Source organism: Streptomyces melanosporofaciens (assembly GCF_900105695.1).
GTDB classification, from domain to species: Bacteria; Actinomycetota; Actinomycetes; order Streptomycetales; family Streptomycetaceae; genus Streptomyces; species Streptomyces antimycoticus.
Window position 1 is genome coordinate 9,259,501 of the sequence record NZ_FNST01000002.1, and the last position, 26,267, is coordinate 9,285,767.

Annotated in this window: 20 protein-coding genes and 1 pseudogene; 13 read left to right on the forward strand and 8 right to left on the reverse strand. The window is 72.4% G+C overall.

Annotated features, from left to right (window positions below):
* Positions 1 to 19 precede the first annotated feature (19 nt).
* The 8 genes from BLV72_RS42370 to BLV72_RS42405 all read left to right on the forward strand — a co-directional run bounded on the left by BLV72_RS42370 (position 20) and on the right by BLV72_RS42405 (position 13,191).
* Positions 20 to 553 carry a phage baseplate assembly protein V gene (locus BLV72_RS42370; protein WP_093469151.1) on the forward strand — a complete coding sequence of 178 codons (534 nt, stop codon included), beginning with the start codon at positions 20 to 22 and terminating at the stop codon, positions 551 to 553.
* 36 nt (positions 554 to 589) lie between these two features.
* Positions 590 to 934, forward strand: a complete 345-nt coding sequence (locus tag BLV72_RS42375; protein ID WP_093469153.1) for a hypothetical protein — start codon at positions 590 to 592, stop codon at positions 932 to 934.
* A complete protein-coding gene (locus tag BLV72_RS42380) occupies positions 931 to 1,329 on the forward strand; it encodes a GPW/gp25 family protein (protein WP_093469155.1) in 399 nt (132 codons plus the stop codon). The genes BLV72_RS42375 and BLV72_RS42380 overlap by 4 nt, the downstream gene beginning before the upstream one ends.
* Positions 1,326 to 4,538, forward strand: a complete 3,213-nt coding sequence (locus BLV72_RS42385; protein WP_093469157.1) for a putative baseplate assembly protein — start codon at positions 1,326 to 1,328, stop codon at positions 4,536 to 4,538. The genes BLV72_RS42380 and BLV72_RS42385 overlap by 4 nt, the downstream gene beginning before the upstream one ends.
* Positions 4,535 to 8,461, forward strand: a complete 3,927-nt coding sequence (locus BLV72_RS42390; RefSeq protein ID WP_093469158.1) for a putative baseplate assembly protein — start codon at positions 4,535 to 4,537, stop codon at positions 8,459 to 8,461. Before BLV72_RS42385 ends, BLV72_RS42390 begins: the two co-directional genes overlap by 4 nt.
* Positions 8,458 to 10,635, forward strand: coding sequence for a hypothetical protein (locus BLV72_RS42395; RefSeq protein WP_093469160.1), 2,178 nt, complete (start codon positions 8,458 to 8,460; stop codon positions 10,633 to 10,635). Before BLV72_RS42390 ends, BLV72_RS42395 begins: the two co-directional genes overlap by 4 nt.
* Before the next feature lie 72 nt (positions 10,636 to 10,707).
* Positions 10,708 to 12,243, forward strand: coding sequence for a DUF6519 domain-containing protein (locus BLV72_RS42400; protein WP_093469161.1), 1,536 nt, complete (start codon positions 10,708 to 10,710; stop codon positions 12,241 to 12,243).
* 75 nt (positions 12,244 to 12,318) lie between these two features.
* A complete protein-coding gene (locus BLV72_RS42405; protein WP_093469163.1) occupies positions 12,319 to 13,191 on the forward strand; it encodes a peptidoglycan-binding protein in 873 nt (290 codons plus the stop codon).
* Positions 13,192 to 13,237: 46 nt separating this feature from the next.
* On the opposite strand, the gene BLV72_RS42410 is transcribed toward BLV72_RS42405, so the two are convergent.
* Complete coding sequence (locus BLV72_RS42410; protein ID WP_244321281.1) at positions 13,238 to 13,867, reverse strand: TetR/AcrR family transcriptional regulator; 630 nt, start codon at positions 13,865 to 13,867, stop codon at positions 13,238 to 13,240.
* Between the two features lie 264 nt (positions 13,868 to 14,131).
* On the opposite strand from BLV72_RS42410, the gene BLV72_RS42415 reads away from it, so the two are divergent.
* From BLV72_RS42415 to BLV72_RS50720, 4 genes are all read left to right on the forward strand, one after another.
* The gene (locus tag BLV72_RS42415; protein ID WP_093469166.1) at positions 14,132 to 15,445 is read left to right on the forward strand and encodes a UDP-glucose dehydrogenase family protein; all 1,314 of its coding nucleotides are present in this window, start codon (positions 14,132 to 14,134) and stop codon (positions 15,443 to 15,445) included.
* A 63-nt stretch (positions 15,446 to 15,508) separates the two neighbouring features.
* Positions 15,509 to 16,723 (forward strand): glycosyltransferase, encoded by a 1,215-nt coding sequence (locus BLV72_RS42420; RefSeq protein WP_093469167.1) that lies wholly within the window; start codon positions 15,509 to 15,511, stop codon positions 16,721 to 16,723.
* Positions 16,724 to 16,883: 160 nt separating this feature from the next.
* Entirely contained in the window at positions 16,884 to 17,636 is a 753-nt protein-coding gene (locus tag BLV72_RS50715) for an MFS transporter (protein WP_244321282.1), read from the forward strand.
* The gene (locus tag BLV72_RS50720; protein WP_244321283.1) at positions 17,636 to 18,499 is read left to right on the forward strand and encodes an MFS transporter; all 864 of its coding nucleotides are present in this window, start codon (positions 17,636 to 17,638) and stop codon (positions 18,497 to 18,499) included. The genes BLV72_RS50715 and BLV72_RS50720 overlap by 1 nt, the downstream gene beginning before the upstream one ends.
* Positions 18,500 to 18,573: 74 nt before the next feature.
* Here BLV72_RS50720 and BLV72_RS42430 read toward each other — a convergent pair whose 3' ends face one another.
* Positions 18,574 to 19,290 carry an SDR family oxidoreductase gene (locus BLV72_RS42430; protein WP_093469168.1) on the reverse strand — a complete coding sequence of 239 codons (717 nt, stop codon included), beginning with the start codon at positions 19,288 to 19,290 and terminating at the stop codon, positions 18,574 to 18,576.
* A 71-nt stretch (positions 19,291 to 19,361) separates the two neighbouring features.
* Between BLV72_RS42430 and BLV72_RS42435 the strand changes: the two are divergent.
* Positions 19,362 to 20,173 (forward strand): annotated as a pseudogene (locus BLV72_RS42435) (helix-turn-helix transcriptional regulator).
* Positions 20,174 to 20,191: 18 nt separating this feature from the next.
* On the opposite strand, the gene BLV72_RS42440 reads toward BLV72_RS42435, so the two are convergent.
* The 6 genes from BLV72_RS42440 to BLV72_RS42465 form a co-directional block, all read right to left on the reverse strand.
* Positions 20,192 to 20,458, reverse strand: a complete 267-nt coding sequence (locus BLV72_RS42440) for a GlsB/YeaQ/YmgE family stress response membrane protein (RefSeq protein WP_093469170.1) — start codon at positions 20,456 to 20,458, stop codon at positions 20,192 to 20,194.
* A 117-nt stretch (positions 20,459 to 20,575) separates the two neighbouring features.
* Positions 20,576 to 22,102 (reverse strand): LCP family protein, encoded by a 1,527-nt coding sequence (locus BLV72_RS42445; protein ID WP_244321284.1) that lies wholly within the window; start codon positions 22,100 to 22,102, stop codon positions 20,576 to 20,578.
* 80 nt (positions 22,103 to 22,182) lie between these two features.
* Positions 22,183 to 22,830 (reverse strand): NADPH-dependent F420 reductase, encoded by a 648-nt coding sequence (locus BLV72_RS42450; RefSeq protein WP_093469171.1) that lies wholly within the window; start codon positions 22,828 to 22,830, stop codon positions 22,183 to 22,185.
* A gap of 68 nt (positions 22,831 to 22,898) precedes the next feature.
* Positions 22,899 to 23,723, reverse strand: a complete 825-nt coding sequence (locus tag BLV72_RS42455) for an inositol monophosphatase family protein (protein ID WP_093469173.1) — start codon at positions 23,721 to 23,723, stop codon at positions 22,899 to 22,901.
* Between the two features lie 148 nt (positions 23,724 to 23,871).
* Positions 23,872 to 24,834, reverse strand: a complete 963-nt coding sequence (locus tag BLV72_RS42460) for an alpha/beta hydrolase fold domain-containing protein (RefSeq protein ID WP_093469174.1) — start codon at positions 24,832 to 24,834, stop codon at positions 23,872 to 23,874.
* Positions 24,835 to 25,182: 348 nt separating this feature from the next.
* A complete protein-coding gene (locus tag BLV72_RS42465) occupies positions 25,183 to 26,118 on the reverse strand; it encodes a D-alanyl-D-alanine carboxypeptidase family protein (RefSeq protein WP_093469176.1) in 936 nt (311 codons plus the stop codon).
* Between the last annotated feature and the right edge of the window lie 149 nt (positions 26,119 to 26,267).

Below are 26,267 nucleotides of genomic sequence, written 5' to 3' on the forward strand. Positions count from 1 at the left end.
ACAAGAATCAGGAGCCCCTATGGCGGCCACGCCCAACAACCGCTACCTCGGGAAATTCCGGGGCCGGGTGCGGGACAACCAGGACCCGCTCGGAATAGGCCGGATCACCGTCGAGGTGCCCGATGTCCTCGGCGATGAGCCGTCGACCTGGGCCATGCCCTGCTTTCCCTTCACGGGGGACCAGCTACGGCCCGCGGGGCAGTATGTCGTGCCGTCCGTCGGCGCCGGGGTGTGGGTGGAGTTCGAGCAGGGGGACCCCAGCTTCCCCATCTGGACGGGGTGCTGGTTCGGGGCCAGGGAGCAGCTCCCGGAGGACGCGCGGACCGATCCGGCGACCGCGCACCCCGTGGTGATCCAGACACCGGGGAAGCACAAGATCGTGATGTCCGACGTTCCGGCCGAAGGCATTGTGCTGCAGGCGCCCGGTGGCGCGTTCGTCAAGATCGACGCGACCGGAGTGCATATCAACAACGGCCAGGGGGCGTCGGTCTCCCTGGTCGGAGATCAAGTCGATCTGAACGAGGGCCGGTTGACCGTGCCCAGGAAGCGATAACCAGCCAGCGCACGAGAACGGGGAGGGACAAGGGACGTGTCCGGGAATTCCGGCAATCTCGTCAGCCATACCGCCGTGATCAGTTGCCCGCACGGCGGACGCGTACGGGCGGCATCCGTTCCGTCGTCCGGTGTGCGGCTCGACGGGCAGCCCATGCCATCCGCCGACGACGTCTTCACGGTCGTAGGCTGCCCGCACACCGTCGACCGCGTCCCGCTGCCGTGCACCACCGTCCGGTGGACTCCGGACCGCGACACGGTCCTGATCGACGGCGTGCCCGTACTGCTCGACACCTCCTCGGCACAGTGCTTCAGCGCGGGGCTCGTGCCACAGGGGCCACCGGTCGTCTCCGCCGCGCGGCAGGGGGTGAGGTGCGGATGAGGACACGGACCGGCAGGACCCGCACGGTACGGACCGACATCGCCTTTCCGTTCCGGATCGACCGGCGCGGGCGCACCGCGCACGCGGACCACGACGACCACATACGCGATCTGATCGAGCAGTTGCTCTTCACCAGCCCCGGCGAGCGCGTCATGCGGCCCGACTTCGGATGCGGCCTCCTCGACCTCGTCTTCACGCCCAACAGCCCCGAACTGGCCTCCGCCGTCGAGCTGTCCGTCCAGGCGTCGCTGCAGCGACGGCTCGGCGAGCTGATCGAGGTGGAGTCCCTGGACGTGGTCAGCGAGGAGAACGTCGTGCGTGTCCATCTGCGGTATGTGGTGCGCGCCACCGCCAGTCTGCGCGACGAGGTGTTCGAGGGGAGGGGATCCGCGTGAGCCAGCAGACCGCCGGGTCACGGCGCGACCTCATCAGGGCAGCCCAGCTGGGCGGGGTCGACGCCGTCGAGGTCGGGGACAGCACGGAACAGGGCACCACCCTCACCGTCACCTTCCTCGGCAAGGCCCCGCACGGCCTGTGTCCGGAGAACGTACGCATCGACGGCGGCCGCCGGATCACCGGCATCGAGGTCCTCGAGATCTCCGTCGAGCGCGAGGAGGACCCGGAGCTCGACGACAAGCTGTACGTCACCGTCGACCGGGCCGGGGACACCTCCGCCTACCGGCTCTCCATCGTGGACACCGATCCCTACGGGCGGCCCGGCACCGAGCCGTTCCCCGGCTTCGACCAGCGGTATTTCTCCGCCGAGTTCACCTTCCGGCCCGACTGCCCCACCCCCTTCGACTGCAAGGAAGACGGCGACGACCTCCCCGCCACCTTCCGGACCGGGCCCGCCCCCGTCATCGACTACACCGCCCGCGACTACGACACCCTCCGCCAGGTCGTCCTGGACCGGCTCCGCCTCACCACCCCCGACTGGGTCGAGCGCAACACCGCCGACCTCGGCACCACCCTGGTCGAGCTGCTCGCCTACACCGCCGACCAGATCAGCTACCAGCAGGACGCGGTCGCCACCGAGGCGTATCTCGACACCGCCCGCCGCCGGGTGTCCGTACGCCGCCACGTACGGCTCATCGACTACGCGATGCACGACGGCTGCAACGCCCGCGCCTTCGTCACCGTGGAGACGGTCGAGCCGCTGACCCTGGGCCCGGGGGAGTACCGCTTCGCCGCCGTCGACGTCCGCACCCTCGGCCCGCTCGACCGGCCGGACATCGGGGCGGTGCTCGACGACCGGGAGCTGGCCGTGCTCGACGAGCGCGGGTCGGTGGAGGTGTTCGAGCCCGTCGTCACCGATCAACCCCTCCACCTGCGGCCGGAACACCACCGCATCCGCCTGTGGACCTGGGGCGGCGAGGTCTGCTCGCTGCCCGTCGGCGCCACCTCCGCCACGCTGCGCGACGCATGGGCCGACGAGAAGTGCGAAACCCGCGCGATCGATCTGCGACCGGGCGATCTGCTGCTCTTCGAGGAGGTGCGGGGGCCGCGCTCCGGGACGCCCGGCGACGCCGACCCGTCGCACCGGCAGGCCGTGCGCCTCACCTCCGTCACCCCCGCCGTCGACCGGCTCGCCGAACAGCCGGTGCTGGAGGTCACCTGGGCGCGGGAGGACGCACTGGCCTTCCCACTGTGCCTGGCCACCCGGGGCGGTACGGACTGCGCGCCCATCGAGGACGTCAGCGTGGCGCGCGGCAATGTGGTGCTCGTCGACCACGGGCGCTCGCTGACCTTCTGCTGCGGCACACCGGAAACCTTCACCGTGCCGCCGGTCCCCGCCGTCGTCGGCTCATGCGAGCCGCCCGCCTTCGGCTGCTTCGACAAGGACGCCGGCAACGCGCCCGCACGGCTCATCGACTCCCTGCTGGACCGGGCCCGCCATGGACGGCCGCTGACCGCCGACGACGTACGGGAGCTGTTCACCACCGTCGGCCTCGAGGCCACCGGCCGGGCCGGGATCGGTCTGGAGTCGGCCGGGCAGCGGCGCGAGAAGGTCGTGCCCGGCACCGCGTACGCCCAGGCCGAGGCCCTGCGGACGCTGCTCGCCCAGTCCGTCTACCCGCGGATCGCGCCGCGCTTCCGGCCCGTACTGCACCAGGCGCCCGTCACCCAGGCCGTGCCCTTCCCCGATCCGCGCCATATCGCCGCCGGGCAGGCCGAGCACCTGGCCGCCATCCCGGGACGGGTGCGACAGCGGCTGACCGAGCTGTGGCGCAGCGCCCGCGACCGCGACGGGCTCTCGGACGAGGAGATCGCCGAGCTCACCGTCCTGTTCGGGCTGCGCGTCCTGGACCGCCTCCAACTGGCCCGCCACCCCGTCCGCGCGCTGCGCGAGCTGCTGCACCGCTGCGAGCGGCTGCTCGAAGCCAAGCTGACGCGCCTTGGCGCACTGACCGCCAGGGCCCGGGCGGGCACCGTCCTGGACGGGCGCGTCGCCTGGGAGATCGCGCACAGTTGGGGCCGGACCTACGCGGCCGGGCTGCGCCCCGAGGACCCGGTGCTGCACGGGCCGGCCGCCGCCCTCGTCCAGGATCCACGGGCCGCGCTCCCCGCCGTACGGATCGAAGCCGACGGCGAGACCTGGACACCGCGCCGCGACCTGCTGGGCTCCCGCCCCCGGGACCGCCACGTCGTCGGGGAGCTGGAGGACGACGGCCGCATCGCGCTGCGCTTCGGCGACGGCCGGTACGGCGCCGAACCGGCGCCCGGGGCGCGCCTCGCCGTCCACTACCGGGTCGGCGGCGGCACGGCGGGCAACATCGGCCCCGAGGCCATCAACCACCTGGTGCTGTGCCGGGATCCGGAACGCCCGGGAAAGGCTGACACCGGGCGGCCCCTGCCCGTGGCCGGGGTGCGCAATCCGCTGCCCGCCGTCGGCGGCACCGAGCCCGAGCCGGTCGAGCAGGTCCGCCAGCTCGCCCCGCTCGACCTGAAGCGCACCCGGCACCGGGCCATCACCGCCGAGGACTACGCGGCGCTCGCCTCCGGGCTGCCCGGTGTGCGGCGCGCGGCGGCGGAGATCCGCTGGACCGGCAGCGTGCAGGAGGCACACATCGCCATCGACGCGTACGGGACCGGGTCGCCGCCCTGCGCCCTCCTCGACTCGGTCACGCACGCCCTGGAGGGCTACCGCCGGATCGGACACGACCTGGTGGTCGGCCCGGCCCGCGCCGTGCCGTTGGACATCGCGCTCGCCGTGTGTGCCGCGCCCGGGCACCAGCACGGGCAGATCCTCGCCGAGCTGTACCGAGCGCTGGGCAGCCGCCGGTTCTCCGGCGGGCGGCTCGGCTTCTTCCACCCCGACGCCCTGACCTTCGGCGAACCGGTGCGGCTCAGCCGGCTGGTGGCCGTCGCCGCGGCGGTGCCGGGCGTGCTGAGCGTCGAGGTCACCCGGCTGCGACGGCTGTGGCACGAGGGGCTGGAGGGACCGAAGGGACCCGACGACGGCACCTCGTACGAGACATCGCACGGCGAGGCGCTGGAGGACGGCATCCTGCGCCTCGGCCCCCTGGAGATCGCCCAATGCGACAACGACCCCGACCGGCCCGAGAACGGCCGCCTGGTCATCGAGCTGAAGGGGGCCCGATGAGCGACCACCCCGACCACGTCAACTCCGGTGGCTGCGGCTGCGGTTGCGGCGGCCACGACGAGCGCCGGGCTCCCGGCGCCCCGCACAACCCGCCCGGCCGCACCGCCCTGGACTATCGCGTCGGCGACTACGGCTCCTTCCTGGCCGCGATGCTAGACCGGCTCGCCTCGCCCGCCTACCCCGCGCTGCGCGGCCTGACCGTACGCACCCCGGACGACCCGGCCATCGGGCTGCTGGACGCCTGGGCGGTCCTGGGCGACCTGCTCACCTTCCACTCCGAGCGGATCGCCGACGAGGGCTATCTGCGCACCGCCCACGACCACCGCTCGCTCGCCCTCCTGGGGCGGCTGGTCGGGCATGTGCCACGGCCGGGCGTGGCCGCCGACACCCACCTCGCGTACACCCTGGACCGGGATCCGCGCGCCGAGGACGTGGTGGTGACGATTCCGCGCGGGGCCATCAGCCACAGCGTCCCGGCGGCCTCCGACGAGGAGTCGCAGACCTTCGAGACGAGTGAGGACCTGGCCGCCCGCTGGGCCTGGAACGAACTGGCGGTGCGCCGCCGTCGCCCGGCCCTGATCGGCCCCGACGACCTTCGGCGAAGGTCGGAACTGCTGGTCTCGGGGACCTCGCTCGGGCTGACCGTCGGCGACAAGCTGCTCTTCGTCTTCGGCGGGACGGCGGAGTCAGGGAGTGGCGGTCAGGGGGCACCTCCCAGCGGTAGCTGGGGGAGGTTGCTGCTGCCCGTCGCGCGCGTGACCGTCGACCGCGACGAGGACGTGACCGCGATCGGGCTGCCGGAGTCCGCCCCGCCGTCCCTCAAGGAGCTGGTGGACGAGGTACGCCGGTGGGTCACCGACCCGGAGGCGGGCGAGGACCCGGACGATTGGGGGGACGCCGAGCCCGCGCCGGACCACCCCGATCCGCGTCCCGTCAGCCGTCTGATCGAGGAGTTCGACGCGCAGGTGCTGGCCCCGTTGCGAGCCGACCTGGACGGGATCACCACGCCCGCGCAGCTCGCCCGGCGGCTCGCCGAACCGCATGCCCGGCTGGCGGAGGCGCAGGTGCTGGCCGCCCCGTACGAGGAGGTCGCCGCCTGGTTCGAACGGCTGGAGGCGGTGATCGGCCTACTGCGCGAACGGGCAAATGAGTTGGACTCCTCCGGGCCCGCTGAGGTGCGGCTGAGGTCCCAGCTCGCCGAGGACCGGCCCGCGGCCGACAGCGCCACCGGGCCCCCCGCCGCCGCCCACGGCTCCGCCGCCGTCCGCGCGCTCGGCGCCGTCCTCCCCGCCCTGCGCACCCGCGTCGTACGGCCCCCGTCCGGCGCCCGCTCCACCGCTGCGCACGATCCGCGGCGGCTCTTCGGGCCGGGCTCCGACCTGGCCGCCGGACTGCTCTCCGCCCTCGACCCGAGGGTGGCCCACGGCATGTACGCGGCGTGGCGGCGGGCCGCCCCGGCCGCCACCGCCCCGCCGGGGACCGTCCCGCTGCTGCGCGAGCTGCTGGCGATGCGGGTGACGGCCGCGCCCTTCGGGGCGATGGCGCCGCTCAAGCCGGTGCAGGACGACCGGGGCCGGGTCATCCGGCAGACCGACTGGCCGCTGACCGGCGGTGAGCTGACCGCCGTACGGATCGTGTACGACACGGCGGGCAAGGTGCCGGTGAAGGCGGAGTTCCAGCACATCGAGACCGGGACGTCGTGGCAGCGCACCGAGAACCTGCCGCAGAGCGCCGAGTTCGACCTCGGCCCGGGGAAGGTCCAGCTGTCCACCCGCCTCGGCCAGGACCATGACCTGGGCTGGCTCAGGAGCCGGCCCACCGACTCGCAGGAGCCCGGTGTCACCGCCACCCTGCTGCCCGGACTGCCCCCGCTCACCCTCTTCGTGTCCCGGCCCGCCGAGGACGGCCGGGTGCATGTGGTCGTGGACAACGGGGAGACCCAGCAGTGGATGCTGAGCCGTGGCGAACCCCCGAAGCAGATCCCCTACGGGACCTACGAACTGACGCTGCGGTTCACTCCCGGCAGCGAGCCCCCGGCCGTGGAGATCGGCATCGCGACCGTGCCGGAGCCCGCCAACCGCTATGTCCTGCCGCTGGATTCGGTCCAGAATTCCCTCACCGTCGGTAGCTGGGTGGCCATCGAGCGCCCCCGCAAGGGCTCCGGTGAGCCGGACGGCATCCCGGGCGACGAGAAGCTGGCCCGCGTCACCACCCGCGTCGTCGCCGTGCGCACCGCCGCGTACACCAACTACGGCATCACCGGTCGCGGCACCCAGCTCACGCTCGCCGACCCATGGCTCGACGAACACGATGTGCTGCTCTCGGCGATTCGCGACACCACCGTGCACGCGGGCGGTGAGCCGCTGCGCCCGGCGGACGAGCCGCTGGGCGAGGATGTGCACGGCAACGAGATCGAGCTCGCCGAGCTGTACGACGGGCTGCGGCCGGGCCGCCGGATCGTCGTCTCCGGTGAGCGCACCGACATCCCGGGTCCGGCCGGACCGGGCGGCCCGACGGGGGTTCGGGGCACGGAGCTGGCGGTGATCGCCGCCGTGGACCAGCGCGTCGACCCCGACCTGCCCGGCGACCACGTCCACACCACCCTGACCCTCACCGCCGACCTGGCCTACCGCTACCGCCGGGAGACGGTCCGCGTCCAGGGCAACGTGGTGCCCGCCACCCATGGCGAGAGCCGTGACGAGCCCATCGGCAGCGGCGATCCCGCGCTGGCCAACCAGACCTTCGCGCTGTGGCAGTCGCCACTGACCTGGCTCCCCGCGGACAACCCGCTGGGCGCCACCCCCGCCCTCGACATACGGGTCGACGGGCTGTTGTGGCACCGGGTGGACAGCCTCGCCGGCCGCGGACCGTACGAGCGCGTCTACGTCACCGGGACCACCGGCGACGGGAGGACCACGGTGACCTTCGGCGACGGGGTGCACGGGGCCAGGCTGCCCAGCGGCCACGAGAACGTACGGGCCCGCTACCGCTTCGGCACCGGCAAGGCCGCCAACGTCTCCGCGGACCGCATCACCCAGGCCCTGACCCGGCCGCTCGGCGTCACCGCCGTCACCAACCCGCAGCCCGCCACCGGTGGCGCGGACGGCGACGGCCCGGGGATGACCCGCCGCACCATCCCGCTCGCGGTCTCCGCGCTCGACCGGCTGGTCTCCCTCCAGGACTACGAGGACTTCGCCCGATCCCGCGCGGGCATCGGCCGGGCCCTGGCCCGTGAACTGTTCGACGGGCGGCGCAAGGTGCTCCATGTCACCGTGGCCGGGGTGGACGACGCGCCGATCGGCGAGGACGCGGAGGTACTGCGCGCCCTGCGCACCTCGCTGGCCGACTACGGGGACACCCGGCTGCCGGTCCGGGTGGATGTGCGCGAGCTCGTCCTGCTGGTGCTGGTGGCGCGGGTGAAGGTGGCGCCGGACCACTCCTGGGAGCTGGTCGAACCCCGGCTGCGCCAGGCACTGCTGCGCGAACTCGGATATCCGGGCCGGGAGTTGGGGCAGCCCGCCGTGCTCTCCGAGGTCCTGGCCACCGCCCAGTCGGTGCCCGGGGTGGACTATGTGGACGTGGACGCCTTCACCGGCGTCCCGGCCTCCAGCACCCCGCAGGAGCTGGCCGACCTGGCCGGCCGGCTCACCGAGCCCGGCGCCGTGGTCCCCGCCCGGCCCGCCGAGTACGCCGAGGACACCTACCGGGTCACCGCCACGGACGGCGAGACGCTCACCGACATCGCCGGGCGCCACGGCATCCCGCTCGCCGAACTGCTGCGCCTCAACCCCGACATCACCGACACCCGCCGGCTCGCCGAGGGTCGCTCGGTGTCCGTCTTCCGTGGCATCCGCCCGGCGCGGCTCGCGCTGCTCTCGCCCGATGTCCCGGACACGCTGATCCTTACGGAGGTCACCTCATGAGCAGGGAGCCGGACGGGCTCGCCGAGCTGCTTCCGCAGTGGCATCGCCTCAGGGACGCCGAGGCGGGCGAGCCCCTGCGCGCCCTGCTCGCCGTGATCGCCGAGCAGGTCGATCGCGTACGCGACGGGGCCGAGCGACAGTACGACGACTGGTTCGTGGAGACCGCCACCGCATGGGTGCTGCCCTACCTCGGCGATCTGGTGGGCTACCGCCCGCTGCCCGGCTACGAACGGGTCCTGGCCACCGGACTGCGCGACGGCGGGCCGCCGGACGCGTCCCGGGCGCGGCTGGCCGAGGCACTGGCGCCGCGCCGCGACGTCGCCGCCACCGTGGCCAACCGGCGGCGCAAGGGCACGCTCGCGCTGTTGGAGGAGCTCTCCGCGTCGGTGGCCGGATGGCCCGCCCGTGCCGTGGAGTTCTCCCGCCTCACCGCGCACCAGCAGCCGGTCAAGCTGTACGGCGGGACGGGTGGCGCCGCGGCGGATGTACGCAGGCTCTCCCGGGGCCGGCTCGCCGATCTGCGGGACGGGGCGGCGCTGGACCTGGCGGGCGGGCCGTTCGGGACGGTGGCGCGCTCGGTGGACGTACGGCGCGCGGACTCCCGCCGCAGGCAGGGCGGCCACACCCCGGCCGGGGTCGGGCTGTTCGTCTGGCGGCTGAAGCCGTACCACGTGACCAAGGCGCCCGCGTACTGCATCGACCGGGCCCGCAACCTCTACACCTTCTCGATCCTCGGCAATGACACCCCGCTGGTGACCCGGCCCGAACCAGAGCCGTCCGCCACGCACATCGCCGCCCTCGACAATGTGCCCGCGTACATCGGCCGCCGGCAGCTCGCGGACCATCTCCTCGACTACTACGGACCTGGCAAGAGCTTCACCGTCTGGCGCGACGGCCACGATGAGCCCGTACCGCCGTCGGACATCGTGGTGGCCGATCTGACCGACTGGCGCTACCGGGCGAAGCGCGGCCAAGTGGTCATCGACCCCGAGCGCGGCCGGATCGCCTTCGGCTCGCGCGCCGCGCCGCGCCACGGCGTCTGGGTCACCTACCACTACGCGTACCCCGACGACATGGGCGGCGGGGAGTACGAGCGGGACGACCGCGAGACCTCCCCCGCTGCGGAGGTCTACCGGGTCGGGCCGGGCTGCGCCCATCAGCGGATCATGGACGCCTACCGGCAGTGGCAGCACGACCGGCGGGGCGGGCGATGCGGCCCCGAGGGCATCATCGAGATCACCCACAGCGGCGCCTACCAGGAGCAGCTGGACTTCGACCTGGACCCGGGCGACCGCCTCGAACTGCGTGCCGCCGAGGGCACCCGGCCGGTGATCCGGCTGCTGGACTGGTACAGCAACCGCCCCGACGCGCTCAACATCCGGGCTCGGGAGGAGGCCGGGCACACCGGTGGCCAGGCGCCGCGCATCGTCCTGGACGGGCTGCTGATCGCGGGGCGCGGCCTCAATGTCACCGGGCCGGTCGGCGCCGTCGTGCTGCGCCACTGCACCCTCGTCCCCGGCTGGTCCCTGGAGCCGGAGTGCGAGCCGCGCTCGCCCGACGAGCCCAGCCTGGTCCTGGAACGCACCACCGCATGCGTCCAGATCGAGCGCAGCATCCTCGGCACCATCGAGGTCATCGGCGAGGAGGTGCACACCGACCCGCTCGCCCTCCACATCCGCGACTCCATCGTGGACGCCACCGGACACGACCGCCCGGCGCTGTCCGCCCCGGACTGCCGCCACGCCCACGCCGTACTCCACGCCCACCGCACCACCGTCATCGGCGAAGTGCACACCCACGCCGTCCAGATCGGCGAGAACAGCCTTTTCACCGGGCGGATGCACGTGGCCCGGCGCGGTGTCGGATGCCTGCGATTCAGCTATGTGCCGCCGGGCTCGCGCACCCCGCGCCGCTACCGCTGCCAGCCGGATCTGGTGGGGGCCGAGGAGGCGTGGCGGGTGCGGCCGCTGTTCGGCGGCGAGCGGTACGGCACACCGGTGTACGGGCTGTTGGCGGCCGGCTGCGCGCAGGAGATCCGCCGGGGCGCCGAGGACGGCGCCGAGATGGGCGCCTTCCACGACCTGTACCAGCCGCAGCGCGAGGACAGCCTGCGGGCGCGGCTCGCGGAGTACGCCCCGGCGGGCACGGACGCGGGAGTCATCGCCGTGACATGACCCGACGCCCCGGCCCGCTCGTCCGGGCCCCCGCCCGCCAGACTTCCGAACCTTCCGAGGGGGACCCCTTCCATGCACGCCGATCTCTCCCGTCTCACCTTCCGGCCCGACCGGCGCTACTCCGCCGTCGTCGCCCAGCAGGGTCGCGTACAGCTCGACGCCGACGCCAACGAGCAGACCGCGATCCAGCTCCACCAGGCCCGTACGCTGGCCGCCGACCTGATCGGCCAGCACGGCGGCCCGTCCGTGGACGCCGGATTCCACATCACCTTCAAGGGCGGCAGCCGCGATCTGGACGACCTGATCATCGAGGGCGGCCGCTACTACGTCGACGGCATTCTGTGCGACGCGACCCGGCCGCTGCCCGGGGTGCCGGTCGACGACGAGGCGACGGACGGGGCCACCGCCAAGGAGGGCGAGGCCGACGCGCCCGAGCCGGACGAGCCGCCCGCCACCTGGACCTACTGGGACCAGCCCGACGCCTACCGGGACCCGGAGCGGCCGGGCGACCGGCTGCCGGAGCAGCGGCCGTTCCTGGTCTGCCTCAAGGTGTGGGAGCGGTCGGTCACCGCCGCCGAGGACCCGGCGCTGCGCGAGGTGGCCCTCGGCTCGGCCATGCCGGACACGGCGGCGCGGGTCAAGGTGGTCTGGCAGGTGCTGCCGCTGGAGGGCTCGGCCCTGGAGCTGGAGAACCCGGAAGGGGCGAACAAGGACCAGGTCGGCAAGGCGTTCGAGGCGTGGGCGCGGAAGGCGTCGGCGCCCGGGTCCCGGCTGGCGGCCCGCGGCGAGCGGCCGGAACACGCGGATGAGGACCCCTGTCTGGTGCGGCCGGACGCCCGCTACCGGGGCCCGGAGAACCAGCTGTACCGGGTGGAGATCCACGACGGCGGTACGGCGAAGGAGGCGACCTTCAAATGGTCCCGGGAGAACGGCTCGGTGGTCTTCCCGGTCGATGAACTCGACGGTACCTGGGTGGAGTTGGCGTCACTGGGCGGCGACGACAAGCTGGATCTGGGCGTCGGGGACCTGGTGGAGTTCGTGGACACCGCCTACACCAGCCGGGGTGAACCGCTGCCGCTGCTGCGGGTGGAGGAGGTCGACCTGCCGGGGCGGCGGGTGCGGCTGTCCGGTGAGCCGGAGCCGGGCGTCGGACGCCGCCCGGAGCTGCGGCCGTTCCTGCGCCGCTGGGACCACCGGGAGAGCGCCCGGCGCCCGCGCAAGGGCGCGGCCGCGCGGCTGAAGCGCGGGGCGCTCAAGGTCGAGGAGGGCCGCTGGCTGCCGCTGGAGGACGGTGTCGAGGTGTACTTCGCCCCCGACGGCGCCTACCGCTCCGGGGACCACTGGCTGATCCCGGCCCGCACCGCCACCGGCACCGTGGAGTGGCCGGTGAACGCGGCCCGCACTCCGCTGCTCCAGGCCCCGGCCGGGATCCAGGTGCACTACGCCCCGCTGGCGTGGGTGACGGCCGAACAGGCGGAGCTGGATCTGCGGATGGTGTTCGGGCCGCTGGCCACGCCCGCCCCGGCCGCGGACGCGCAGGCGCTCGCGGCGGAGGCCGAGGCGGATGCCGAGACCAGGGCCGGGAAGGACGCCGAACCGGAAGCGTAGGCCCGGCCCGGAGCCCATTGAGTTCCGTGACCGTGGCATCCGTACATCACCATGCCGAATCCCTAAGGAGCATCCATGGCCACGCCGCTCACCGCCGACCGTCTGCTCAAGGCGCTTCGCGACGAGGGACTGGAAGTCCATGAGTACCGCGACTGGCGCACTCACAACCGCAACTCCAAGGGCCCCTGGGGCCCGGTCAACGGGGTGATGATCCACCACACCGTCACCAAGGGCACGGACTCCTCCGTGGAGCTGTGCTACGAGGGGCACTCCGCACTGCCGGGGCCGCTGTGCCACGGTGTCATCGACAAGGCCGGCGCGGTCCACATGGTCGGCCACGGCCGGGCCAACCACGCGGGGCTCGGCGACAGCGACGTGCTCAGAGCCGTCGTCGACGAATCCGCGCTGCCGCCCGACAACGAGGCCGACACCGACGGCAACCGCCACTTCTACGGCTTCGAGTGCATCAACCTCGGCGATGGCGAGGACCCGTGGCCGGAGGCGCAGAAGCTGGCGATCGAGAAGGTGTCCGCGGCCATCTGCCGCGCCCACGGCTGGACCCAGCGGTCGGTGATCGGCCATCTGGAGTGGCAGCCGGGCAAGATCGACCCGCGTGGCTTCACGATGGACTCCATGCGCGGCCGCATCGCCAAGCGGCTCGGCGCCAAGCCGGACGGCCCGGCCCCCAAGCCGCCGGCGACCTATGAGCCGTTCCCGGGCGCCGACTTCTTCCGCTCCGGCCGGGTGAGCAAGATCATCACGGCGATGGGCAAGCGGCTGGTGGCCGAGGGCTGCGGACGCTACGAGGAGGGCCCGAGCCCCGACTGGACCGAGGCGGACCGCAAGTCCTACGCGGCCTGGCAGCGCAAACTGGGCTACTCCGGCGATGACGCGGACGGCATCCCCGGCAAGACCAGCTGGGACAAGCTGCGCGTGCCGAACGTCTAGCCGTGGCGCCGGTTTCCGCTGCCCCGGGGGCGGAGCGAGGAGAGGGTCAGCCGTCCTCGCCTCCGCGCCCGGGGCAGTCCGCGTCCAGCAGCGGATCGATACCGGCCCGCAGGAAGCGCAGCAGCGTGTCGTCCGGAGTGGTGGCCAGCGCCGGTGAGCGGATGGCCAGCCGCAGCAGGGTGATGCCCATCAGCCATGCGGCCAGCAACTCGGCCCGCAGCTCGGCGTCCTCGCCCTCCAGGCGCCGCGCGAACCCTTGCGAGAACACCTCGGTGACCTCCTCGCGCAGCCGCCCCACGGTCTCCTCCCGGTTGGAGGAGCGGAGCTTGGTCAGCAGCGGATGCGGGGCCTCTTCCTCGGTGGGCCCCATCGAGACCACATCGCAGATCCAGGCCGACACCTCGTTCAGCGGCAGATGGCGCAGCGGTTCGAACAGGCCGGTGCTGGTCGAGACGGCGTCGAACAGCGCCTCCTTTGAGCCGAAATAGCGGTAGACCAGAGCGGCGTCCACCCCCGCGTCCTTGGCGATGTCGCGCACGCTGCAGCGGTCGTAGCCGTACCTGGCGAAACGCAGCTCGGCGGCCCCCAGCAGTGCGCTGCGCGTGCCCGCCGCGTCGTATCTGCGGGCGCGCGGGGGGAGATCGTCGCACCCTCGCGGGTCGCTTGCCCGGTTCACTTGTCGCACCTCCGCCTGGACCGTGCCGTACATGCTGCCGGTTCAGCCTCGCATGTCCAGAAGTCATCCACCGTTGTCATCACTTGTTGACCAAGATCGGGGTCAACGCGTTATGTTTTGTCAACGCGTGGTGACTTTGGTCGCCGGCTCGCGCGGTCCCGGCCGGACGAGGGTGTCCGGCCCGCTCGTCTGCGACCGGGCGGCCGCCGGGCCGGCCCTTGCCACGTGCCCGCATCTGACCCCCAGCAGAAGTGGTGAACCCCTGTGCAGATACGACGCGTTGCCGTGGTGGGCACCGGATACGTCGGACTGACCACCGGCGCCTGTCTGGCCACCCTCGGCCATCGAGTGGTGTGCGCGGACACCGACCGCCACAAGGTCGAGCGGCTCCGGCGGGGCGAGGTCGACATCCTCGAGCCCCGCCTGCCCGAACTCGTCCGCGAGGGCCTGGACTCGGGGCGGCTGGAGTTCATCCGGGACACCCGGGCCGCGGTCGCCGACGCCGACGTGGTGTTCCTGTGCCTGCCGACCCCGATGGGCGTCGGCGGAGCCGCCGACCTGGCCGCCGTCGAGGCCGTGGCGGACCAGATCCGCGACGCGCTGCCGCACGGCAGCGTGGTGGTCAACAAGTCCACCGTGCCCGTCGGCACCGCCGAGCGCGTGGCCGCGCTGCTGAACCGTCCGGACGTGGCCGTGGTGAGCAACCCGGAGTTCCTCCGCGAGGGTTACGCGGTGCGCGACTTCCTCCACCCCGACCGCATCGTGGTCGGCGCCGCGGACCAGGACGCGGCGCGGCGGGTGGCCGGCCTGTACGCGGGGCTGGACGCCCCGCTGGTGCTCACCGACGCCGCGGGTGCCGAACTCGCCAAGTACGCGGCCAACTTCTTCCTGGCCATGAAGCTCTCCTTCGCCAACAACCTCGCCACGCTGTGCGAGCACTTCGGCGCCGATGTGGACGATGTGCTCGCGGGCATCGGCCACGACCCGCGCATCGGCTCGGCGTTCCTGCGGCCGGGCCCCGGCTGGGGCGGCTCCTGCCTGCCCAAGGACACCCACGCCCTGCTGACCGTCTGCCAGGAGTCGGGCGTGGACTTCCCGCTGCTGGGCGCCACCATCGAGACCAACGTCGAGCACCAGCGGCGGCTCGTCGAGCGGGTGGTGGCCGGGTGCACACCGGGCGACGGCTCGCTGCGCGGCGTGCGGCTGGCCGTGCTGGGCCTGGCCTTCAAGGCGGGCACCTCCGACCTGCGCGACTCACCGGCCCTGGCCATCGCCCGGCTGCTCAAGGAGCGGGGCGCCGAGCTCCACGCCTACGACCCCGCCCTCAGCGAGACCCGCCCCGACCTCAGCGATCTGCTCAGCCTCGCCGACACCCCCGAGGAGGCCCTGAGGGGAGCGCGCGCCTGTCTCGTGCTCACCGAGTGGCCGGAGTTCCGCGACCTCGACTGGGAGCACATCGCCGGACTGCTCGGATCCCCGCACGTCTATGACTTCCGCAACCTCCTGGACCCGGACCGGCTCCGTCGCGCCGGGCTGACCTGCGAGGGCATCGGCCGCACGCTCGCGATGGCGGGCTGACCGCCCCGGCCCTCTCTCGCCGTACGAGACCCTTCCCACAGAAAGGCCCCTGCGTTGCGGGTTATGTTCACCACGCTCGGCAGCCCCTCCCACGGCCGGGCCCAGCTTCCCCTGGCCCGGTCCCTCGCGGCCGCCGGTCATGAGGTGCTGGTCGTCACCACCCCGGCCCTCGCCTTCGTCTTCGAGCGGGAGGAGGTGCGGGTGACGAGCGCCATCGGCGACTTCAGCCCGTCCGCCTTCCTCGGCACCGTACTGGCCGAGGAGAACGCCCAGGGCGGTCCGCCGGAGATGGACGGCGAGCCGCCGCAGGCGCGCATACTGCGCCTCATGACCAAGGCCGTGTCCGGCCCGATGGCCACGATGCTGCTGGACACCCTGCTCCCCGTGGCACACGACTTCCGCCCCGACCTGATCCTGCGCGACGGCATGGACCTCGCCTCCTGCGTCATCGCCGAAGCGCTCGGCATACCCCAGCTGTCCACCCCCTCCGGGGCCTCCAACACCTTCGACCCCGCCGGAATACTGCCGGGCCTCAACGCCCTGCGGAAACGACAGGGACTGGCCACCGCCGAGGACCCGCTGTCGCTCATCCCGCACGGGCGCATCGACTACGTGCCACCGGCCTTCTCCTTCGCCCGGCATCTGCCGGCCTCCTGGTCCTACCGGCAGACGGTGGACGTGGACCGCGGCGCCGTGCTGCCGCGCTGGGTCGCCGAACTGCCCACCGACCGGCCCCTGATGTTCGCCGCCATCGGCACCGCGATCCCCATGTTCCACGGCAAGAGTGACGCGGACGTCCCCGCGTCGCCCATGCCGTTGCCGGACCCGGTGGACACCCTGCAGGCCATGATCCAGGGGCTGTCGCGGCTGGAGGAGTGCACCGTCGTCCTCGCCACCGCCGGCCTCCCCGTGGACACCGACGGGGTGCCGCCGCATGTGCACATCACCGAGCGGCTGCCACAGCCCCTGCTGCTGGAATCCGTGGACCTCTTCCTCACCCATGGCGGCTTCAACAGCATCCGCGAATCGCTGCGCACGGCCACGCCGATGGCGGTGCTGCCCCAGTTCGGCGATCAGCCCGGGAACGCACAGCGGGTCGAGGAACTCGGCCTCGGCCGGCACATCACCGACCCCACGCCGGACGGCATCACCACCGTCTGCCGTGAGCTGCTGGCCGACGACGACTGCCGCGCCATGGCCCGCCGGGCGCGGCTGGAGATGCTGGCGCTGCCGGAGATCGACAGCGCCGTCGCCGATCTGGAGAAGATCGCCGGATAACACCCGGCTCCCGGAGCCCGGGCCCCGCGCCCGGGCTCCGCTCTTCCCGGCCTCCGGCCTCCGCTCCTCCCCGGCCTCCGGCTTCGACTCCCCGCTCCGGGCTTCGAGCCCCGGCTTTCCCCGGCCCCCCACGCGCGGCAGAGAAGGTTCGCAGGTACGTATGTCGTCCTCATCCACCACCACCGAGCCCACCGAGCCCCAGAGCCCCGCCCGGCTGACCCACCGCCAGGTCGTCACCGTGCTGTCCGGGCTGATGCTCGGCATGTTCCTCGCCGCGCTCGACCAGACCGTGGTCTCCTCGGCGCTGCGCACCATCGCCGACGATCTGCACGGTCTCACCGCCCAGGCATGGGTGACCACCGCGTATCTCGTCACCGGCACCATCGTCACCCCGCTGTACGGGAAGCTCTCGGACATCTACGGCCGTCGGCCGGTCTATCTGACCGCCATCGTGCTGTTCACCTTCGGGTCGCTGCTGTGCGGATTCGCCACGTCCATCCACCAGCTCGCGGCCTTCCGAGCGGTCCAGGGCCTCGGCGGTGGCGGACTGATGTCCCTCGCCATGACGATCATCGCCGATATCACCTCGCCACGGGAGCGAGGCCGCTACCAGGGCTACATCACGGCGGTCTTCGCCGGCTCCAGTGTCGTCGGCCCGCTGGTGGGCGGGGTGTTCGCCGGGCGCGCCACTCTGCTGGGGCTCGACGGATGGCGCTGGATCTTTCTGGTCAACATACCGCTGGCGGCCCTCGCCATCGTGGTGATCCTGCGGGTACTGCACGTGCCCCACCAGCCCGTACGGCACCGCCTGGACTACGGCGGGGCGCTGACGCTGGCGGTCGGGATCGTGCCCCTGCTCATCGTCGCCGAACAGGGGCGGAGCTGGGGCTGGGGCTCTCCCGGGCGCTGGTGATGTACGCGGTGGGAGTGGTCGGGCTGGTCTCCTTCGTGCTGCTGGAGCGGCGGATGGCGGACGCCGCGCTGCTGCCGGTCAAACTGTTCCGCATCCGCGCGTTCCGGCTGGGCACCGTGCTGCACTTCACCGTGGGCATCACCATGTTCGGCGCCATGACCACGCTTCCGCTGTATCTGCAGCTCGCCAAGGGCATGAGCCCGATGAAGGCGGGCCTGGCCACGCTGCCCACCATGGCGGCGAATGTGACCGTGACCCTGGTGGTGGGCCGGCTGATGTCACGGACGGGCCGGTTCAAGGTCCATCTGGTGGCGGGCGTCGGCTCCCTCACCGTCGCCATGCTGGTGTTCGCCACGCTGCGGGACGACAGCCCGCTGTGGTACGTCGCCATCGGCATGGTGTTCATGGGGGCGGGCCTGGGCGCGGCGATGCAGACGATCACCACGCTCGCCCAGTCCGAGGTGCCCGGGCGGGACATGGGAGCGGCCACCGCGTCGGTGAACTTCTTCCGCTCCAACGGCGGCACGGTGGGCGCCGCCGCCTTCCTGTCCATCCTCTTCTCCCTGGCCGGTTCGCGGATCAGCGAGCGCGTGGCCGTGGCCTCCCAGGACGCGTCGTTCCGCCGGCTCGCCGGGGAACCGGCGAACGCGGAGGCGCTGAAGGGCGTGCTGCGGCCCGACGGCGGGGTGAACCTGGAGGACTCGGCGTTCCTCCGCCACCTCGATCCGGGCGTGGCGCAGCCGTTCCTGGAGGGCTACGTGAGCGCCCTGCGCGTGGTGTTCCTCACCGGGGCCGCCGTGGGCCTGATCGCCTTCGTGATCGCCGCCTGGCGGGTGCCGAACACCCAGCTCTCCGCCGACTGACCCGGTCGGCGGGAGCGGGCGGACACCGAGGCGGCGGGCGGGAGCCGCCACCGTACGGCTCGTGCGAACCGGACCTACCAGGGCACCGGCGTGCCGTCCCAGGAGAAGAACCCGCCGGTGGGCCCGGTGTCCGGCAGGAGGGCGAGCCGGACCGCACCCGCCGCGGCCTCGGCCGGATCCCCGTCGCTCTCGGCGGCGCGGGCGTTCAGATCGGTCCTGCGCAGCCCGGGGGCCAGTGCGTTGACCTTGAAGCCTTCGGAGGCCAGGGCCTGTGCGGTGTAGAGGGTCAGGGCGTTCAGGGCCGTCTTGGAGGAGCGATAGGCCGCACCCGATCCGGCGGAGAGGACGAACTGCTGCTCCGGGTCCGCGCTCCAGGTCAGCGAACCGGTGCCGCTGGAGATATTGACGATCCGGGGCGCGGGCGAGCGGCGCAGGGCCGGAAGAAAGGCGTTGGTGACGGCGAGAACACCGAAGACGTTGGTCTCATAGGTCCGGCGGAAACCCTCGAGATCCGCCTCGGGCGCCGGGGCGCCGTCCACCATGATCCCCGCGTTGTTGACCAGGATGTCCAGCCGGTCCAGCCGCGCGGCGGCCGAGGCGATGCTTTCGGGGTCGGTCACGTCGAGCACCATCAGCCGGGCGCCGCCGCCGATCTCCTCGACGGCCCGGCGCCCCCGCTCGGCGTCGCGCGAGCCCACGTACACGGTGAGCCCCTCGGCTCCGAGCAGACGTGCGATGTCCTTGCCGATGCCCTTGTTGGCACCGGTGACCAGTGCTGTGCGATCGTTCATGACATCAAGGGTTCCCCGGCCACGGCCACCCTGCCAGGGACAACCTGTACCAGGCAGCCGAAGGAGGCAGCATGGCGAGGCATGAACTGGCCCGCTTCCTGCGGGACCGCCGCGAGGGGCTGCGCCCCCAGGACATCGGTCTGCCCGCCGACCCACACCGCCGTACGCCGGGTCTGCGGCGGGAGGAGGTGGCGGAGCTGGCCCATATGTCGGTCGACTACTACACCCGCCTCGAACAGGCCCGGGGCCCTCGGCCCTCGCCGCGCATCCTGGACGGGCTGGCGGGGGCGCTGCGGCTCGCGCCCGCCGAGCGCAGCCATCTGTTCCGGCTCGCGGGACGAGCGCGCCCCCGGGGGTGCGGGCGGTGCGGCGGGTCCGCCCGCATATCGCCCAGATGCTGCGGCGGCTGCCCGACACCGGGGCGATCGTCACCGACGCGGCCTACGACGTGGTCGCCTGGAACCCGCTGGCGCAGGCCCTGCTCGGCGACGACCTCGGCCGGCACGGCAATCTCGCCCGCCGCCGTTTCCTGGCCCGGGGGCACGCGTACGAGAGCTCCAGCGCCGAGGAGTTCGGCCGCATCGTGGTCGCACGGCTGCGCCGGGCCGCCGACCGCTACCCCCATGACACGGCGCTCACCGCGCTGCTGGGCGAACTGCGCACCGGCAGCGAGGAGTTCCGGCAGATCTGGGACGAGCGTCCGGTCCACGCACCCGGCCACCGGACCAAGACCATCGACCACCCCACGGCCGGTGCGCTCCGGCTGAACTGCGACGTCCTGCTGGTACCCGAGGACGACCAGGAGGTGGTCCTGATCACGGCCGACCCCGGGTCGCCCTCCGCCCGCACGATCCGCCGGCTCGCGGGCGCGGCGGCGTCCTGAGACGTGGCCCGCGCGCCGTCAATCCCGTGAATTGCCGAACAGCAGGCGGTACAGGACCAGGAGGACGAACGAGCCGCCGATCGCGGCGCCCCAGGTGGCGGGGTCGAAGAACTCCTTCTGGACCTCCCGGTCGAAGAACTGCGCGGAGATCCAGCCGCCCACGAAGGCCCCCGCGATGCCGATGACCGTGGTGCCGACCAGCCCGCCGGGGTCACGCCCGGGGAGAAGGATCTTGGCGATGACTCCGGCCAGCAGGCCGAGGATGATCCAGCTGACGATGCCCACGTTGTCGTCCCCTTCGTTGTGCTCTGGTGCGGTCGTGCCGTGCCGGGGTGAGCGGCTTGATCTCCGGATGCCCGGGGGAGCGTGCGCCATGCCTGAACAGTGCGTGAAGAACGCCGGTCAGCCGTAGGACAGATTGGAGCAGGGGTCGTCGTCGGCGGAGCGGGCGTCCTCGGCCACCTTCGAGGGCAGCGCGGAGGGCGTGGCGGGCGTGGCGGCACCGGGCGAGGGCGCGGTGAGGTACGTCTGTCCCAGGGTGAGGCTGATGCCCGCGGTGGTGGTGGGCCGCAGTCCGGCGCCGGGGAAGAGCCGGGCCACGGTCCGGGCCTTGTCCCGCTCGCCGGGGCCGTAGCCGACCACGGTGGTGGCGTGGTCCTGGCTGTCGGCGTTCGTGGCGCCGGCCACGGTGAAGCCATGTGTCCTGAGGGTGTCCGCGGCGCGTGCGGCCAGCCCCGGGGTGGTGGTGCCGTTGTACACGGTGACGCTGATCCCCGCGCCCGCCACGGTGGACGTGGCGCTCGGGGTGCCGCTCGGCGTGGCGGAGGGCCCATGCCCGTCCTTCTTCCCACCGGCCGCCTTCCCGTCGATGGTGTGGTCGGCCCTGATGTCGGCCCACAGCGCGTCGGCGTCCGGCTGGACCACGGCCACGCGTTCGCCCTGGTAGCGCCAGGGGATGGTGAGGAACTTGGTGTTGTGCAGATCGATGTCCTTCAGCGACATGGCGAAGGACATCAGCTTCTTGGCCGATCCGAGCCCCGGGTCCACGGTCATGGACTTGGTGGCCGCGTCCGCCAGCGGATACAGCGTGGTCGGGTCGAATCCCTGGCCCTTCACCTTCTTGAACAGACTGGAGATGAAGGCCTGCTGCCGCTGTATGCGTCCGATGTCCGAGCCGTCGCCGATGCCGTGGCGGATGCGGACGTAGTCCAGCGCCTTCTGCCCGGAGACCGTCTGCACCCCCTTGCTGAAGATGCGCTTGCCGCGGGTGCCGCGATGGGGGCTCAGATCGCGTTCGTAGACGTCCTGGGGCACACACACCTCCACCCCGCCGACCGCGGAGGTCATCCGCGCGAAGCCCTCGAAGTCGATGACGACGGTGTGGTCCATGCGCAGCCCGGTCAGCTTCTCGACGGTGTTCTGGGTGCAGGCCGGGTTGCCCTGCGCGGTCTCGCCCACGGAGAACGCCGAGTTGAACATGGTGTTCCGCTGCGTCCTGGTCCAGGTGCCGTCGGGCAGTCGGCACGGCGGGATGTCGACCAGGGTGTCGCGGGGTATCGACACTCCGACGGCGTGCTTGCCATCGGAGTAGACGTGCAGCAGGAGGGCGGTGTCCGATCGGCCCACGTCTCCGGTGCCGCCGCCCAGCTTGCTGTTGTCGCCCGACCGGGTGTCCGATCCGATGACCAGCACGTTCTGGCCGGCGGCGTTGCCCTCGGGCCGATCGTCCGAGAGCCCGTCCGCCCCGAAGGTGGTGATGTTGCCGTTCAGCTTGAAGTAGAGCCAGCCGGCCCCGCCGCCGAGCAGCAGCAGGAACGACACCACGATCAGCAGAGCGATCCGCAGCGGGCGGCGCCCCTTGCGCTGCCCGCCCGGGTCGGCCGACCCCGTGGTGGGGGTCCCCGTCGTCTCCCCGTCTCTGCCTGTCATGCGCGTCCTTCGTCCGGCGGCTGTTCGAAGGAGAAGACGAACGATGTTGGCTTGAGGTTCTGCGGTCGGTGCGCGGAGGTTCAGCGGGCCAGGGAGACGGCGAACGGCCGGAGTCCGTGGCGGCGCAGCACATGGGGCACGAGCAGGACGAGGGCTTCGGTCGCGCGGGCGGTGGTGATGTCGCCGAGGTCCTCGATCCACTCGGACTTCCAGCCGAGGTCGGCGAGGAGGTCCGCGGTGAGGGCCTTGGCGTCCGCGTCGTCTCCGGAGAGGTAGGCGGTGGGCGGGGTGGACAGGTCGGCGGGGGCGGTTATGACCGGGAAGAGCATGGTGTTGAGGGTCTTGACCACCCGGGTCGCGGGCAGCGCCCGCTGAAGCCGCTCGGCCAGGCTGCTGCCGGGATAGCACAGGTCCGAGGGAAGCCCGTCGGAGGTGTGCCGGGTGGCGTTGGAGACATCGATGAGGATCTTGCCCGCCAGCTCGGTGTGCAGGGCGGAGAGGCGTTCCAGGGCGGTGTCACCCGGGGTGGCGTTGATGACGATGTCGCTGGTGGCGGCGGTGGTGCGCTGGTCGGCGTGGCGGATCGCCGGGACGGCGCCGGTCTCGTCGGCCCCGGCCTCCTGGGGCGGCTGACGGTGGCCGAGGGTGATCTGGTGGCCGGCGGTGGCGAGGGCGCGGGCGAGACCGCTGCCGACGCGTCCGGTGCCGAGGATGCCGATGCTGGTCATGCGGGTGTGCTCCTTGCTGGGTGCGGGTGGTCAGACGATGCGCGACAGGACCTGCCGGAAGCGGGTGGTCAGGCGCGGGGCGACAGGGCGGAGACGGCCGCGGCGTGGATACCGGGGGCGGTGGCCAGGAAGTCACGGCCGGCCAGGTCCCATGGATTGCCCCGGGTGTCGGTGACCGTGCCCCCGGCCTCGGCGACCAGCAGGGCGCCGGCCACCAGACCCGAGCGCACATCGGAGAACTGCCAGAACGCGTCCATGCGTCCGGCGGCGACATGGATCAGCTGCAGGGTGGCGGGCACCGAGACCCGGACGACCAGGCCGTGGATCAGCATCTGGGTGACCGAGGCGCCGATCCGGTGGAACGTGTCCTCGTCCTCCCCGGGCCGGGCCTGGCCCGTGCCGACCAGGGCCGCGCCCAGGTCCGTCTTGGCCGACACCCGCAGCGGCGCCCCGTTCAGATGGGCGCCGTGACCGGCCACCGCGGTGTACCAGTCGCCGGTCAGCGGAAGGTGGACGACGGTGAGGACCGGGTGGTTGTCGCGGACGAGGGTGGCGGTCACGGCCCAGTCGTCCATGCCGTGCACATGGTTGATATTGCCCTCGGCCGGGTCGACGATCCACCACTCGCCCGGAGGCAGCGCACCGCCCTCCAACTCGTCCTCGGCCCAGCGCGCACCGGGCCTCGCGGCCATCAGCGGCGCCTTCAGGACGTCGAGTACGGCGTCGTCATTGGCGTGGATCTCCGTGACGATCTCGTCGAGGGACACGCCGCCGGCCTGTGGGGTGTGGCGCTTCCGCAGCAGTTCGCCGGCGGTGCGAACGGCTTCGGTGACCCGGTTGAGCAAGGTGGCGTCGAGGCCGTTGTCGGGGGTGGTGCCGGTGGCAGTGGACATGAGGTGCTCCCGCGAATGGTGAAGAGAGGGGAGGCTTGGCGCGCGCTTCGCCGTCTGCGCCTCGACGGTAGGCAACCTCATCCATGAACGGCAATTGCACATCCGGCACTGCTGGTGTTACCCGCGTGCAAGGGAAGGTGGCGGGCCCTCACAGCGCGGAGATCACCCGCCTGCGGTCCTCCATGGCCCGGCGGGCGAGCCGGGAGGCGGGGGCGAGGCGGTCGTACTCGTGGATGGCCCCGCTGTGGACATGCAGTTCGGTGGAGACATCGGCCTCGGCGAGCCGCTGTGCGTAGGTGACGGCCTCGGCGCGGAAGATGTCGAGCTCTCCGACCTCGACATAGGCGGGTGCCAGACCCGCGACGGTGGCGACGCGCGCGGGCGCCGCCTCGGGCGGCACGGCGTCGGTGCCGAATGCCGTGCCCAGCAGGGCGTGCCAGCCGGTCCAGTTGTCGTCCCAGGTCCAGGCGACATACGGGGTCAGCCGTGGGTCCGGGGTGAGCGTGCGGTCGTCCAGCATGGGATACAGAAGCGCCTGGCGAGCGAGGGGAACTCCCCGCTCACGGGCGAGGATCGCGGTGCCCGCGGCGAGCCCGCCGCCGGCGCTGTCGCCCATGACGGCGATGCGGCGGGGGTCGACCCTCAGCTCGGCCGCCTGGCCGCCCAACCAGGTCAGCGCGGCGAACACGTCCTCCACGGGGCCGGTGCCGGTGGCCGCGTCGGGGGCCAGACGGTAGTCGACGGACAGGAACGGCACCCCGGTCGCCTGGACGTACCCGGCGACGACGGAGTCGTAGAGGTCGACGCTGCCTGCGATCATCCCTCCGCCATGGGCGTAGACGACCGCGGAACCCGGCGCGGAGTCGGCCTTCTCGTACCAGCGGACGAGGATCTCCGCCCCGTCCGCGGACCGCACCTTGTGCGAGTCCGCCTTCACCAGGGGAAAGCCGGAGGGGTAGGCCGGGAGCAGGGAGGCCAGCCACCGCATCGAGGCGGTGCCCCTGGCGCGCAGCGTCCGCCAGTCGTCGCGTGCGGGCGGGGGAGTGGGGCCACCCTGCTCGGCGAGGGCCTGCAGCACCGCGGCGAGCTCAGGGTCGAGGGTGAAGGCCATGGTCGACTCCGTTCGAGGACGGCGGGGTGGCTACCCCAACTGTCCTCAAACGCTGCTGAGTTGCGCTTGAGAGCCGGTACAGAAGCTCGGCGGCGGCCGCGAAGCCCAGCGTGGCCGCAGTCCGGGGCGGCCGCGGACAGCCGGCCGTGGCGCGGCGGGAGCCCCCGGGGCGGGCGCCCCTTCCCTTCGGTGCGCCCGCCCTGACCCTCGGTCTCCCGACCGGCGCCTTCCCCGAGTCCGCTCCCGTACTCCAGGGAAACCCGAGGGTGCGGGCGCCCAAGCACCGGTGCCCCGGCCGGAACGAATCCGGCCGGGGCACCGTGCTGTCGCCTTCGCGGGGCTTGTGGATCAGTCCCGCTGGGCGCCCTTGGGAAGCTGGCGCCACTTCACCTCGGTGGTGGTGTCGTACGTCCAGTCGAGCATCTTCTTCGCGTCCGGGTAGCGGTCCGCGTCGTTGAGCACGACTCCCACGACCTCCTTGTCACCGCGCTTGGCGGCGAACACCAGACAGGGTCCGGCGGGGGTGGTGGTCCCGGTCTTGACGCCGATGGCGCCCTGGTACGAGCCCAGCAACTGGTTGGTGTTGTCCCAGGAGTAGTACCGGGTGTGGCCGTTGGCCGCCGGTGCCTCCTGCTTGGTGGACACGGACTTGACGACCGTGTCGAACGTCGCGTTGTCCATGGCGCGGCGGGTCAGCTGCGCCAGGTCGCGGGGCGTCGAGTAGTTGTCGCTGTCGGCCGAGACACCGTCGAAGGAGTCGTAGTTGGTGTTGGCCAGCCCCAGGTCCTTCGCCTTCGTGTTCATCTTGGAGATGAAGGACTTGGTGCGCTCGGCGGTGGTGTCGCCGGTGCCGAAGGTGTCGGCCAGCGCCATCGCCGCGTCGCAGCCGGACGGCAGCATCAGCGCGTACAGCAACTGGTTGACGGTGAGCTTGTCACCGGTCTGCAGGTCCGCCGTGCTGGCGCCCGCCTTGGTGACATAGTCGCGGTATTCCTGCTTGACGGTGACCTGCTGGTTGAGGTCCAGACCTCGGGTCTCGAGCACCACGAGGGCAGTCATGATCTTGGTGGTGCTCGCCATCGGACGCTTGGTGTTGGCGTCCTTGGCCATCAGCTCCTTGTTGGAACCGGTGTCGAGCAGGTACGCGCCCTGGGCGCTGACCTCCGGCGGCGGCTCGGCCGAAGCCTGGGCCATCGCCACCGGAACCGCGATCGCTACGGCCACCGTGGACGCGACCGCCGCGACTCTCCAGCGGGGGGTCACGATTCCACGACGTTTATGCATTCGCGCTCCTTTTCGATTGTTGAAGATTGGGCGACCGCATCGTCTCACCGGGCGAAATGCGCCCACGCTTCGGGGTATCGGCCGAGCGATGGCATCGGGGGAACAACTACTCCCCGGGCCGGCACGGTTGATCCGCCACGGCCGTGCGG